This window comes from Mesorhizobium sp. M0306, from assembly GCF_040321655.1.
Taxonomy (GTDB): domain Bacteria; phylum Pseudomonadota; class Alphaproteobacteria; order Rhizobiales; family Rhizobiaceae; genus Mesorhizobium.
Genome location: NZ_JAMYRY010000007.1, coordinates 116,591 through 129,009 on the forward strand (window position 1 = coordinate 116,591; position 12,419 = coordinate 129,009).

Genomic DNA, 12,419 nt, shown 5'->3' on the forward strand with positions numbered 1-12,419 from the left:
GTCCTTATCCCGCCTGCCGCACCATCGCGCCCACCGCCCGCACCAGCATGTCGAGATCCTGAGGCCGCGACAGGCGGTGGTCGCCGTCGGGGATGAGCGACAGCGTGACGTCGTCGGCAGGCAGCAGGCTGACCAGCTTCAACGCATGGCTCGACGGCACGTCGGGATCGGCCAGCCCTTGCAGGATATGGACCGGGCAGTGCGTGTCGATCGGCCCGGTCATCACCCGGTTGCTGCGGCCGTCCTCGATCAGTGCGCGCGTGTAGATGTACGGTTCGGCGGAATAGTCCGATGGCTCTTCGAAAAAGCCTTTTTTCCTGAGGTCGCGCTTCTGCGCCCCGGTCAGCACCGGCTCCACCAGTTCGAACGTGAAATCGGGCGCCGGGGCCAGCAGCACAAGGCCGGCAACGCTGTTCTCGCCCGCCTTGCGCAATTCCTGCACCATGCGCAGCGCGATCCAGGCGCCCATCGATGAACCGACCAGGATTTGCCTGCCCCGGGTGAAGCGACGGTAAACGGCCAGGCTCTCGTCCAGCCATTTCGAGATGGTGCCGTCGGCAAAGGCGCCACTCGATTCGCCATGGCCGGAATAATCGTGGCGCAGGAAGGCGCGGCCTTCCCCGAGCGCCCATTCCGACAGGGCTTCGGCCTTAGTGCCCAGCATGTCGGATCTGTAGCCGCCAAGCCAGACGATGCCGGGCTCGGCAGCTGCCGCATGCCTGACGGCGATGCTCGTCCCGTCGACGTCCAGAAAGATCGGGGTGGTGGTCATGGTGTATTCCCTCACGCCGGTCTTTTGGCACAGCAAGGCATTCAACGAAAAGTGCTCTGCTACTTTCTTCGCTTGGTGCAGAGGAGCATTCATCGAGCAGGTGATTTCCTGAGAATGCTGTGCTATTGACTCCGACCGCGCGCTCACCACATTGCGCGTTCGCAATTCTGAACTGAAGAACCCCTTAACGAAACGGCTCAAGGAGACCACGACCATTCGCAGACCTTTCAAAGCAGCGGCGCCCACCAAGGAAGGCCCGCGCTCCAACCGTGACATCCGGGTTCCCCGGGTCCAGCTAATCGACGCCGAAGGCCAGAACCGCGGCGATGTCTCCATCAACGACGCATTGCTGCTCGCCGAAGAGGCTGGGCTCGATCTGGTCGAGATATCGCCCAATGCAGTGCCGCCCGTCGTAAAGATCCTCGATCTCGGCAAGCTGAAATACGCCAACCAGAAGAAGGCGGCCGAGGCGCGCAAGAACCAGAAGGTCATCGAGATCAAGGAGATCAAGATGCGCCCGAACATCGACAGCCATGATTATGAGACCAAGATGAAGGCCGTCCGGCGCTTTTTCGAGGAGGGCGACAAGGTCAAGCTGACATTGCGCTTCCGCGGTCGCGAGATGGCGCATATGGAACTCGGCATGCAGCTTCTGAACAAGGTTCGCGAGGAAGTGGCGCCCATCGCCAAGGTCGAAGCCGAACCGAAGCTCGAAGGCCGCCAGATGATGATGGTGCTGGCGCCCCGCTAAAGCGCGTTGCGCTTTAGTTCTGTTTTGTGCATGTCGTTGTCCCAAAACCGCGGCGCACTTTTGGGCGACATGCATTAAATCCGCCTGAATCATGTTGCAAGGCGTCCCGGCGATCGGCGGGGCGCCTGTTTCTTGTCCAGACGCTGCGATCGCCGGCGAGCGCAAAGACGCTCTGGTTCCCTCGACGATCGGATTCCCGACATGGTCAATGACGTCAAGCATTCGGAAGCCAAATATGGGCTGGGCAGCTACCAGCACACGCGCAGGATGGTGCTTGCCGTCGTCGTCGTCGTCCTGTTCGCGATGCTTTTGTTCGGGCAGTCGGTTTTTCCGCCCGATACGCCAGTGCATGAAACGATCGAAATGGTTGGCGTCGTGCTGATCTTTCTCGGCATCGTCGGGCGCTTGTGGTCGACGCTCTATATCGGCGGTCGCAAATCCTCCGAAGTGGTGACCGGCGGACCCTATTCGATCACCCGCAACCCGCTCTATGTCTTCTCTACTTTAGCTGCCGCCGGTGTCGGCGCACAGATCGGCTCCTTCACCGCCACGATCGGCTTTGGAGCGCTCTGCGCGGGTGCCTTTTACATCGTTATCCTGCGCGAGGAGAAATTCCTCAAGGAGGTTCTCGGCGCGCCATACCAGGCCTACCTGGCGAAAGTGCCGCGCTTTTTACCGAAGCTGTCGCTGTATCAGGAAGGCGACACCGGCGGCTTCAAGCCGCGCCTGCTGCGAACCACGCTGCTGGACGGTCTGGTCTTCCTGGTTGCCTTGCCGGCTTTCGAACTGATCGACGGCGCCCAGCAGTCCGGCATATTGCCGGTGCTGTTCCGTTTCCCCTGAGTACAGTGTTGCTGAGTACAGCGTTGCTGAGCACGGGGTGTTGCGCGCGCCCCCGCTTTGACGTATAGGACCGCCGTTCCCAAAAAACCGCCCGGCAGGGCATGCCGTGGCGGTTTCATTTGCTTTTCGGGCTTTGGTCGGCCTGAAGCGAACAAAAAGCGCATTGGTGCGCATATAAACGGAGTAGCAAAATGCCCAAGATGAAGACCAAATCGGCCGCCAAGAAGCGGTTCAAGATCACAGGTACGGGTAAAGTTCTGTCGGCTGCGGCCGGCAAGCGTCACGGCATGATCAAGCGTTCCAACAAGTTCATTCGAAATGCCCGCGGCACGATGGTTCTGGCTGAACCGGATGGCAAGAAGGTCATCAAGAATTTTCTGCCGAACGGCCTCTAGGGCATGATGCCAAAAAGTTGCAGACTTTTTGGAAAACATCATGCACCAAAATAAGGGCATTCGGTCTGGACACGCATTTGTTTTACGCAATTCCGAACGGAAAACCGCTAGGCACTTTTCCTGGAATTGCTTTTAAGGAGATCATGACATGGCACGCGTAAAGAGAGGCGTCACCTCGCACGCCAAGCACAAGAAGGTCCTGAAAGCCGCCAAGGGTTTTTACGGCCGTCGCAAGAACACCATCCGCATCGCCAAGCAGGCGGTGGAAAAGTCGATGCAGTATGCGTATCGCGATCGCAAGAACCGCAAGCGCTCGTTCCGCGCGCTGTGGATCCAGCGCATCAATGCGGCGACGCATGAGCATGGCCTGACCTATGGCCGCTTCATCGACGGTCTCAACAAGGCCGGCATCGAGATCGACCGCAAGATCCTGTCGGATATGGCCATCCACGAGCCGCAGGCCTTCGCCGCACTCGTGGCCAAGGCCAAGGTTGCACTCGAATACCTCAAGAACACCACGCCGAATGCTTTTGAAAGCGCTGTCGCTTAAGACCAGCGCTTCCCAAGCTATTCGACACTTGATTTGGGAAACCCGCGCTGGCAGGGCTGGCGCGGGTTTTTCTTTGCTTCCAATCGGATCTGGAACATGAGTGACATGGAAACTCTCGAAAATTCCCTGATGGCCGAGATTGCCTCGGCTGCCGATGAGCAGGCGATCGAGGCGGTGCGTGTCTCTGCTCTCGGCAAGAAGGGCTCGGTTTCCGAGATACTGAAGACACTCGGCTCGATGAGCGCCGAGGAGCGCCAGGTCAAAGGCCCGGCAATCAACGGCCTCAAGAACCGCGTCACCGAGGCACTTTCTGTTCGCCGCGCCGAGCTGAAGGACGCGGCGATTACGGCCCGTCTCGCCGCCGAGAAGGTCGACGTCACCTTGCCGGTCAGGCAATCGCCGGCCGAGCGCGGCCGCATCCATCCGATCAGCCAGGTTATCGACGAGATCGCGGCGATCTTCGGCGATCTCGGCTTTGCCATCGCCGAAGGTCCGGACATCGAGACCGACTATTACAATTTCACCTCGCTGAACTTCCCGGAAGGCCACCCGGCGCGCGAGATGCACGACACCTTCTTCTTCCAGCCGGACGCGCAGGGCGAGCGCAAGCTTTTGCGCACCCACACCTCGCCGGTACAGATCCGCACCATGGAAATGCAGAAGCCGCCGATCCGCATCGTCATTCCCGGCAAGACCTACCGGCAGGATTCCGATGCCACCCACTCACCGATGTTCCATCAGGTCGAGGGGCTGGTGATCGACAAATCGGCCAATGTCGCCAACATGAAGTGGGTGCTGGAGGAGTTCTGCAAAGCCTTCTTCGAGGTGCCGAGCGTCAAGATGCGCTTCCGGCCGTCCTTCTTCCCGTTCACCGAGCCCAGCCTCGAGGTCGACATCCAGTGCGACCGTTCGCGGCCGGGCGAAGTGCGCTTCGGCGAGGGCTCGGACTGGATGGAGATCCTCGGCTGCGGCATGGTCCACCCCAATGTGCTCCGCTACGGCGGCCTCGATCCCGACGAATACCAGGGCTTTGCCTGGGGCATGGGCATCGACCGTATCGCCATGCTGAAATACGGCATGCCAGATCTGCGCGCCTTCTTCGACGCGGATGTGCGCTGGCTGTCGCATTACGGTTTTAGGCCGCTCGACATGCCGACGCTGTTCGGGGGCTTGAGCGCGTGACAACCGGGCCGCAGCAAATCCGCGGGCAGCTCGCCTTCCTGCACATGTCCGACGCGCGGCCGCATAGCTTCAAGTGCAGCGTGCCTAGACCAGACGGAACACAGTCATGAAACTTACCCTCTCCTGGCTCAAGGATCATCTCGAGACCGACGCCTCGCTGGCGGAAATCGTCGAGCGTCTCACCTCGATCGGCCTCGAGGTCGAGCATGTCGACGACCGGGCGAGCCTGGCCCCCTTCGTCATCGCCAAGGTGGTGACGGCGGTCCAGCATCCCGACGCCGACCGGCTTCGCGTGCTGACCGTCGACACCGGCGACGGCAGGGCGCCAGTGCAGGTTGTGTGTGGAGCGCCGAACGCCCGCGCGGGCCTGATCGGCGCCTTTGCAGCACCGGGCACCTATATTCCCGGCATCGACGTGACGCTGACCGTCGGCAAGATCCGCGGCGTTGAAAGCCACGGCATGATGTGCTCCGAGCGCGAGCTCGAATTGTCAGAAGAGCATGACGGCATCATCGACCTGCCGGCCGATGCGCCGGTCGGCACCAGTTTCGCCGCCTATGCCCATCTCGACGATCCGCTGATCGAGATCAATCTGACGCCGAACCGGCCCGATGCAACCAGCGTCCATGGCATCGCCCGCGATCTGGCTGCGAGCGGGCTCGGCACGCTGAAGAGCGCGCCGATAGAGCCGGTCCCCGGCAAGGGCGAGACGCCGGTCAAGGTGACGATCGAAGCGCCGGAGCTCTGTCCCGGTTTTGCGCTGCGCCTGGTGCGCGGCGTCAAGAACGGTCCGTCGCCGAAATGGCTGCAGCAAAGGCTTCTCGCCATCGGCTTGAGGCCGATCAGCGCGCTCGTCGACATCACCAATTACGTCACCTTCGACCGCGGCCGGCCCCTGCATGTCTTCGACGCTGGGAAGGTCACCGGCAATCTCGCCGTGCGCCGGGCGCGTGACGGCGAAAAGGTGCTGGCGCTCGACGGCCGCGAATACACGCTTACGCCGGAGATGTGCGTGATCGCCGACCAGGACGGCATCGAATCGATCGCCGGCATCATGGGCGGCGAGCATTCCGGCTGCGACGAGAACACCACCGACGTGCTGATCGAGTCGGCGCTTTGGGACCCGATCGCGACCGCCCGCACTGGCCGCACGCTCGGCATCATCACCGATGCACGCTATCGGTTCGAGCGCGGCGTCGACCCGGAGATGATGGTTCCCGGCCTGGAGCTGGCAACGAAGCTGGTGCTCGATTTCTGCGGCGGCACGCCGGCGCAAACCGAAGTCGTCGGCTACGCAGGCCATCGGCCGAAGATCGTCTCGTTTCCGTTGTCGGAAGTGAAGCGGCTGACCGGCATCGAAGTGCCGCGCTCGACGAGCCTCGACATTCTTGCCCGCCTCGGCTTCGAGCCGGAGGGCACGGGCGATGTCGTCAATGTGGCGGTCCCGTCCTGGCGGCCGGATGTCGCCGGCAAGGCCGACCTGGTCGAGGAGGTCATGCGCATCCACGGCGTCGACAACATCGCGCCGCAGCCGCTTGGTTCTCATGATGCGGTCAACGCCAAGATCCTGACTGTGCTGCAGATCCGCACCCGCGCCGCCAAGCGGGCACTCGCCGTGCGCGGCATGATGGAGGCCGTCACCTGGTCGTTTATTCCGGCAAAACACGCCGAATTGTTCGGCGGCGGCCAGCAGGCGCTGAAGCTTGCCAACCCGATCGCCGCCGATATGTCGGACATGCGGCCGTCGCTGCTGCCGGGGCTGATTGCGGCCGCGCAGCGTAATGCCGACAAGGGCATCGGCGATGTCGCGCTGTTCGAAGTGTCGGGCACCTACGAGGGCGATGGCGCCGACCAGCAGCGGCGTGTTGCCGCCGGCGTGCGGCGCGGCACCGCCAAGCTCGAGGGCTCCGGCCGCCATTGGGCCGGCAACGCCGGCGCCGTCGGCGTCTTCGACGCCAAGGCCGATGCGATCGCAGCACTCGAAGCCTGCGGCGCGCCGGTCGAGCGGCTGCAGATCGAGGCCGGCGGCCCGGCCTGGTATCATCCCGGCCGCTCCGGCACGATCAAGCTTGGGCCGAAGGTAATCCTTGGCACGTTTGGCGAGTTCCATCCGAAGACGCTGGAGGGGCTGGACGTCTCCGGCCCGCTTTGCGGCTTCGAAGTGTTCATCGATGCGGTGCCTGAGCCGAAGGCCAAGCCGACGCGGACGAAGCCGAGGCTCGATCTGTCCGCCTTCCAGGCGGTCAAGCGCGATTTCGCCTTCGTCGTCGACAAGGCGGTCGATGCCGGCACACTCGTTCGCGCTGCCCTTGCCGCCGACCGGAAGCTGATTTCCGGTGTCTCGGTGTTCGATGTTTTCGAGGGTGCAGCGCTCGGCGCGGCGAAGAAGTCGATCGCCATCGAAGTGTCGATCCAGCCGGTTGAAAAGACGCTGACCGATGAGGATTTCGAGGCGCTTGCCAAGCGCATCGTCGAGAATGTCGGCAAGCAGACCGGCGGCGTGCTCAGAACCTAGAACGGTTGCGATGATGGTTCACACCAGCAAGCTCTCCATCACCTGGCTGGCAACTCACATCGGGACGATCGACGGCTTCCTGGATGACCAGGAATGCGCCGATCTGATCGCTGACAGTGAACGGCGCGGTTTCGAGGCGGCCAAGGTGAACAGCTCCGGCGGCGCCACCGTCCTGAAGGAGCTTCGCAACAACGACCGGGTTGTCTTCGATGACGAGGACCTTGCGGATTTGCTCTTCGCACGGGCGCGGCCTCTGCTCTATCGTGGTCTCGGCGACTGGCGCTTGACCGGGCTGAATGAGCGTTTCCGTTTCTATCGCTATGGGCCGGGCCAGAAGTTCGATTGGCACCATGACGGCTATTTCGAGCGCCACGCCTTGGAGCGCAGTCAGTTCACGTTCATGATTTATCTATCGGATGGATTTGAAGGGGGAGGAACCTCGTTTCGCGGCGAGATGCCGGGCTATGCCGGTAGCAGTCTTCTGGTGAAGCCGAAGAAAGGAATGGCACTGGCGTTCTACCATCCGATCGAGCATCGCGGCGACGAGGTGCTGTCGGGGCGCAAGTACGTCATCCGAACGGACGTGATGTACAAGCGCCAATGAAAGGCTGTCCGTTGTGCCGCTGAGCTAGATGCACCTGACCCCGCTGGAAGTGTTTTTCGTCCAGGAGTTCTGCCGTTCCGCCGGCATTTCTCCTGACATGATGAGTGCGCTGAAAGTCAAAGAACGCAGCCGCGATCCTGTGGGATTCATGACCAGAGTCACTCCCTCATCGGTTGCTCCGGAATTGCGATGCGAGAGTCGGGTGTTCAGTTCACCCAAGGTAGCGCATGTCGGACCCGACCGGCTTCCTTGCGGCATGGTTTTGTTCTTCGACGAGATTACAGGAAGGCTCGCCGCCATCGAGGGCTTTGTATATGGCGAAGAATGGCCCTCAACCGAAGAACCGGCTTCTGGGCAGAGCCTGACGAATAATGAACTGATGGATTGCGCAGGCATCGCGAATCGCCTTCCAAGAGCCGATGGACCATCTGCGCTATTCCGGGCTCTCCTTCGAAACGCAGCGCACGGCGTTTCTCGACATCGTCTCGAAAGACGCCCTGATCCATGAAGCGCTGGTTCGCGCACGCGGTCTCGACCTCCCCGACTGGCTGGTCGTGTCCGGCGCGCTTTACAACACCGTCTGGAACCATCTGACCGGAAAGCCGTCGGGTTACGGCATCAGGGATGTCGACTTGTTCTATTTTGACGAGAGCGATCTGTCCTATGAAGCCGAGGACAGTGTGATCGCCCGCGCCGCGCCGGTCTTCGCCGATCTGCCCGTGCCGGTCGAGATCCGCAACCAGGCGCGGGTGCATCTGTGGTATCCGATCAAGTTCGGGCAGGAATGCCCGCGTTATATGAGCGCTAGCGAATCGGTCAGCTATTTTGCGTCGAAGACCCATGCGGTTGGCGTCCGCTTCGACGCCGAGGGGCGCCTCGATCTGGTGGCACCGTTCGGACTCGACGACATTTTTTCGTTTCGCATCACGCCAAATAGAGTGCTGGATAATCAGCGGACGCATGAGATAAAGGGCAGGCGGGCACAGGAGTGCTGGCCGGAGATTACTGTCGTGCCTTGGTAGAATGTCGGCGCGAGGCACCCCCCTCTGCCCTGCCGGGCATCTCCCCCTCAAGGGGGGAGATCGGATGTCGCCTCGGCTTTCGCCAATCACCGGCGCCGGAAGGACGGGCAGGGCGCTGGAACTGCCAATCTCCCCCTTGAGGGGGAGATGTCCGGCAGGACAGAGGGGGGTGTCTCGCGCCGGCGTTCCGCAACCTCTTTGCGCCGCGATACGCAAAAAGAGGCGCCTGAGCGCCCCTTTCGTTTCTGAGATCGCCACTCACCCGTTGACCAGGGCCAGCAGCTCCTCGGTATAGCGCTTGCCGACCACCTTCTCCGGCGACAGCGCATCGCCGATGGCCTGCACCTCGGCCGCGCTCAATTCGATATCCGCCGCCGCCGTATTCTGTTCCAGATGGCGGATTTTTCGTGCACCAGGGATCGGTACGATGAAATCGCCCTGATGCAGCACCCAGGCGAGCGCCAGCTGCGCCGGCGTCACGCCCTTCTCGGCGGCCATCTTTTCCAGCACGGCGACGACCGCCGCATTGGCCGCCATGGCGTCGGCCTGGAAGCGCGGCAACCCGCGGCGCCAGTCGTCGGCGCCGAGAACATCGGGCTTGGCGATCGTGCCGGTGAGCAGGCCGCGGCCGAGCGGGCTATAGGGGACAAAGCCGATGCCGAGCTCGCGGCAGACGGCCAAGACCTCTTCCTCCGGATCGCGGGTCCACAGCGAATATTCGCTCTGCACGGCGGCGATCGGATGCACGGCATGCGCCCGGCGGATGGTCGCCGCACTCGCCTCCGACAGGCCGAGCGCCCGCACCTTGCCCTCGCGCACCAGCTCGGCCATGGCGCCGACCGTATCCTCGATCGGCACGTTGGATCGACGCGGTGCTGGTAGTAGAGGTCGATAACCTCCGTATCCAGCCGCTTCAACGACGCTTCGGCAACCGCCTTGACGTGTTCGGGACGGCTGTCGACGCCGGCCATGCGCTCCATGCCGCTGCCTTCTTCGAGGATCTTGAAGCCGAATTTGGTTGCGATCGTCACCTTGTCACGCACCGGCTTCAGCGCCTTGCCGACCAGGACCTCGTTCTCGTAGGGGCCATAGACTTCGGCCGTGTCGAAGAAATTGACGCCGATCTCGACGGCGTGGCGCAGCGTGGCAATCGCCTCCGCCTCCGGCTGGCCGCCATAGGCAAAGCTCATCCCCATGCAGCCGAGGCCGACCGGGTAGACGTCGAGTTCATTGCCAAGCTTGCGGGTTTGCATCACGTGTCTCCTTGTTGTGATGGTTGTGATGCGGCAGAGATAGCGTCTTGCGCTGCGTTCGATAATCGGCTCTCATCTGCACGGGCTGTTCCAAGAAATAGATCAATGAAGCGAACCCATCTTTCACAGCTCGCTGTGCTGGCAACGGTCGCCCAATGCGGCAGTTTTCGCGGTGCCGCCAAGGAGCTGGCAATCGCGCCATCCGCGGTCAGTCATGCGGTTTCCAGCCTCGAAGCGCGCCTCGGCGTCCGCCTTCTGGCGCGCAGTACGCGCAGCGTCGCGCCGACCGAGGCGGGCGCGCAGCTGCTCGAGCGTCTCAGGCCGGCGCTGTCGGAGATCGACCTGGCGCTGGAATCGGCGATCGAGGCACGCGACCGGCCGGCCGGCAATCTCAGGCTGACCGTGCCGCGCACCGCGGCCCACCTGGCGCTGACGCCAAGGCTCGGCGCCTTTGCCGCTGCCTATCCGGACATCGTGCTGGAAATCGTCATCGAGGACCGCTTCACCGACATGGTCGAGGGCGGCTTCGATGCCGGCGTGCGGCTGGGCGAGAGCCTGCAGCGCGACATGATCGCCGTGTGCATCGGGCCGAACCTCCGCGGCGCCGTGGTCGGCGCGCCGTCCTATTTCAAGACCAGGCCCAGGCCGCTGCATCCGCACGATCTTGCCGCTCACCGCTGCATCCGTTTCCGCTTCTCCAGCGGCATTCTCTACCGATGGGAATTCGAGAAAAACGGCGAGGAGATCGAGATAGCGGTACAGGGGCCGCTGATCCTCGACGAGGACCATCTGATTGCCAACGCCGCGGTAGATGGCGCCGGGCTTGCCTTCGTGTTCGAGGACTATGTCCGCGATGCGCTCACCACCGCCAAGCTCATTCGCGTGCTGGAGGACTGGTGCCCGCCTTTCGACGGCTTCTTCGTCTATTATCCCAGCAGCCGCCAGATGCGGCCGGCGCTCAGGGCCTTTGTCGATTTCTTCAAGGTCGGCGAGTAAGCCAACCCTCCCCACAAGGGAGAGGTGGAAGAAAGCCGACCTGGCATTCGTTCACCGACCATGTCAGCACTGCCCAAAAACCAGGCCACCGGCTACGGCTGGACGGCGATCATCCTTCACTGGCTGATCGCGGCGCTCTTTATCGGCCAGTTCGTGCTCGGCTTCGTCATGGTGAGACTGTCCAGCCAGCGCACCGCCTTCGAACTGATCCAGCTGCATAAATCCTTCGGCTTCCTGCTGCTTGGGCTGGTCATCCTGCGCATCGCCTGGCGCCTAGGCAGACCGACCCCGCCGCTGCCGCGCTCGGTCGGCCCGTTCGAGCGCCGGATGGCGCCGCTGGTCCATCTCGCGCTTTATGCGTTTCAGCTCGCTCTGCCGTTGTCCGGCTGGGCGCTGGTCTCGGTCTCGGTGCTGGAGATCCCGAGCGTGCCGTTCAATCTGTTCGTCATGCCCAATCTGCCGCTTGGCGAATCGGACAAGGCAGAAAGCTTCTGGGCAGCGACGCACTGGTATCTCGCCTATGCCGGCATCGGACTTGTCGCTTTGCATCTCGCCGCGGCGCTGCGCCATCATTTCTGGCTGAGGGATACGGTGCTGACGCGCATGATCACGGCTTCGTCACATCGCGACACGGAATAGAGCGGGCGGCTCATTCGTTGATGGGGCGAGGACGCAAGAAAGCGTTGCCTGCCAAGAGGACCATTTCCATGTACGCGCGCATCTTCGGATTTGCGGCAACCGCCGCTTGTTTTGCCATGCCTGTTTTCGCCGCCGTTGCCCTTGGCGACGCGGCCGGCAGCTACACCATCAGTCCGGGGAGTTCCAGCATCCACTTCTCCATCGCCAAGCTCGGCGGCGGCGGGCTCGACGGTGCTTTCTCCCGCTTCAAGGGCAGTATCCTCATCGACAACAGCGATGTCGGCCGGTCCCAGGTCAATTTCACCATCTTCCCCGAAAGCGTCGGTACCGGCCAAGGCCGCATCGATGCCTTTCTCCGCTCGGACGCAGTCTTCGACGCGGCCAACAATCCGGAGATCCAGTTCCGTTCGACCAGCGTCAAACGGACCGGCGACACGTCAGCCCTTGTCACCGGCCGGCTGACGGCGCGCGGCAAGACCTTTCAGGAAAAATTCACGGCCGAGCTTGGCGGCCTCAAGGCGGGCACGATAAAATTCCACGTCACCGGCAAGGTGTTGCGGTCGCGCTATGGCATGGATGTCGGCACGCCGATTTATTCCAACGTCGTCGACTTCGACATGACGCTGACGGGTAGAAGGGGATAGTCTTTGCGGAACCTGGTTCCTCGCCCTCGCAAAGCGGGGGAGAGGTGGCCCGGCGAAGCCGGGACGGAGAGGGGGACGACGGCCGCCAAGCCAGAATCCTGCAGGGGCAGGGCGCGGACTGATTATGATGCGAAGCCCATAACGGGCGCGTGAACAGCCAATTCGGCCGCCGCGAAGGCCCCTCTCCGTCTCGGGCTTCGCCCGAGCCACCTCTCCCCACTTCGTGGGGCGAGGAACCAGTGTCCCGCATTGG

At 62.6% G+C, this 12,419-nt stretch carries 12 protein-coding genes and 1 pseudogene; 11 read left to right on the forward strand and 2 right to left on the reverse strand.

Features of this window, described 5'->3' with window-relative positions; genetic code table 11:
• Positions 1-4: 4 nt before the first annotated feature.
• Positions 5-772 carry an alpha/beta hydrolase gene (locus tag NKI95_RS13275; protein WP_352717220.1) on the reverse strand — a complete coding sequence of 256 codons (768 nt, stop codon included), beginning with the start codon at positions 770-772 and terminating at the stop codon, positions 5-7.
• 214 nt (positions 773-986) lie between these two features.
• On the opposite strand from NKI95_RS13275, the gene infC reads away from it, so the two are divergent.
• From infC to NKI95_RS13315, 8 genes are all read left to right on the forward strand, one after another.
• Positions 987-1,523 (forward strand): translation initiation factor IF-3, encoded by a 537-nt coding sequence (gene infC / locus NKI95_RS13280; protein ID WP_023677573.1) that lies wholly within the window; start codon positions 987-989, stop codon positions 1,521-1,523.
• 201 nt (positions 1,524-1,724) lie between these two features.
• Positions 1,725-2,366 carry a methyltransferase family protein gene (locus NKI95_RS13285; protein ID WP_352717221.1) on the forward strand — a complete coding sequence of 214 codons (642 nt, stop codon included), beginning with the start codon at positions 1,725-1,727 and terminating at the stop codon, positions 2,364-2,366.
• A 191-nt stretch (positions 2,367-2,557) separates the two neighbouring features.
• A complete protein-coding gene (gene rpmI / locus NKI95_RS13290) occupies positions 2,558-2,761 on the forward strand; it encodes a 50S ribosomal protein L35 (RefSeq protein WP_006201248.1) in 204 nt (67 codons plus the stop codon).
• 148 nt (positions 2,762-2,909) lie between these two features.
• Entirely contained in the window at positions 2,910-3,311 is a 402-nt protein-coding gene (gene rplT / locus NKI95_RS13295; protein ID WP_352522431.1) for a 50S ribosomal protein L20, read from the forward strand.
• Between the two features lie 96 nt (positions 3,312-3,407).
• The gene (gene pheS / locus NKI95_RS13300) at positions 3,408-4,493 is read left to right on the forward strand and encodes a phenylalanine--tRNA ligase subunit alpha (protein ID WP_352717222.1); all 1,086 of its coding nucleotides are present in this window, start codon (positions 3,408-3,410) and stop codon (positions 4,491-4,493) included.
• Between the two features lie 106 nt (positions 4,494-4,599).
• Positions 4,600-7,008: a phenylalanine--tRNA ligase subunit beta gene (gene pheT / locus NKI95_RS13305; protein WP_352717223.1), complete on the forward strand. Its 2,409-nt coding sequence runs from the start codon at positions 4,600-4,602 to the stop codon at positions 7,006-7,008.
• A gap of 10 nt (positions 7,009-7,018) precedes the next feature.
• Positions 7,019-7,612, forward strand: a complete 594-nt coding sequence (locus tag NKI95_RS13310; protein WP_352568469.1) for a prolyl hydroxylase family protein — start codon at positions 7,019-7,021, stop codon at positions 7,610-7,612.
• 419 nt (positions 7,613-8,031) lie between these two features.
• A complete protein-coding gene (locus NKI95_RS13315; protein WP_352717224.1) occupies positions 8,032-8,634 on the forward strand; it encodes a nucleotidyltransferase family protein in 603 nt (200 codons plus the stop codon).
• A gap of 258 nt (positions 8,635-8,892) precedes the next feature.
• Here NKI95_RS13315 and NKI95_RS13320 read toward each other — a convergent pair.
• A pseudogene (locus NKI95_RS13320) lies at positions 8,893-9,887 on the reverse strand (aldo/keto reductase).
• Between the two features lie 105 nt (positions 9,888-9,992).
• On the opposite strand from NKI95_RS13320, the gene NKI95_RS13325 reads away from it, so the two are divergent.
• The 3 genes from NKI95_RS13325 to NKI95_RS13335 all read left to right on the forward strand — a co-directional run bounded on the left by NKI95_RS13325 (position 9,993) and on the right by NKI95_RS13335 (position 12,166).
• Positions 9,993-10,883 (forward strand): LysR family transcriptional regulator, encoded by an 891-nt coding sequence (locus NKI95_RS13325; protein ID WP_352717226.1) that lies wholly within the window; start codon positions 9,993-9,995, stop codon positions 10,881-10,883.
• A 60-nt stretch (positions 10,884-10,943) separates the two neighbouring features.
• Positions 10,944-11,522: a cytochrome b gene (locus tag NKI95_RS13330; protein WP_352717227.1), complete on the forward strand. Its 579-nt coding sequence runs from the start codon at positions 10,944-10,946 to the stop codon at positions 11,520-11,522.
• Positions 11,523-11,590: 68 nt separating this feature from the next.
• Positions 11,591-12,166: a YceI family protein gene (locus NKI95_RS13335; RefSeq protein ID WP_352717229.1), complete on the forward strand. Its 576-nt coding sequence runs from the start codon at positions 11,591-11,593 to the stop codon at positions 12,164-12,166.
• Positions 12,167-12,419: the final 253 nt, after the last annotated feature.

Bases quoted from the DNA above. Each gene is read 5' to 3' on its own strand.
- NKI95_RS13275 (WP_352717220.1), bottom strand. From the start codon at position 772: ATGACCACCACCCCGATCTTTCTGGACGTCGACGGGACGAGCATCGCC.
- NKI95_RS13285 (WP_352717221.1), top strand. From the start codon at position 1,725: ATGGTCAATGACGTCAAGCATTCGGAAGCCAAATATGGGCTGGGCAGC.
- rpmI (WP_006201248.1), top strand. From the start codon at position 2,558: ATGCCCAAGATGAAGACCAAATCGGCCGCCAAGAAGCGGTTCAAGATC.
- rplT (WP_352522431.1), top strand. From the start codon at position 2,910: ATGGCACGCGTAAAGAGAGGCGTCACCTCGCACGCCAAGCACAAGAAG.
- pheS (WP_352717222.1), top strand. From the start codon at position 3,408: ATGAGTGACATGGAAACTCTCGAAAATTCCCTGATGGCCGAGATTGCC.
- pheT (WP_352717223.1), top strand. From the start codon at position 4,600: ATGAAACTTACCCTCTCCTGGCTCAAGGATCATCTCGAGACCGACGCC.
- NKI95_RS13310 (WP_352568469.1), top strand. From the start codon at position 7,019: ATGATGGTTCACACCAGCAAGCTCTCCATCACCTGGCTGGCAACTCAC.
- NKI95_RS13315 (WP_352717224.1), top strand. From the start codon at position 8,032: ATGGACCATCTGCGCTATTCCGGGCTCTCCTTCGAAACGCAGCGCACG.
- NKI95_RS13325 (WP_352717226.1), top strand. From the start codon at position 9,993: ATGAAGCGAACCCATCTTTCACAGCTCGCTGTGCTGGCAACGGTCGCC.
- NKI95_RS13330 (WP_352717227.1), top strand. From the start codon at position 10,944: ATGTCAGCACTGCCCAAAAACCAGGCCACCGGCTACGGCTGGACGGCG.
- NKI95_RS13335 (WP_352717229.1), top strand. From the start codon at position 11,591: ATGTACGCGCGCATCTTCGGATTTGCGGCAACCGCCGCTTGTTTTGCC.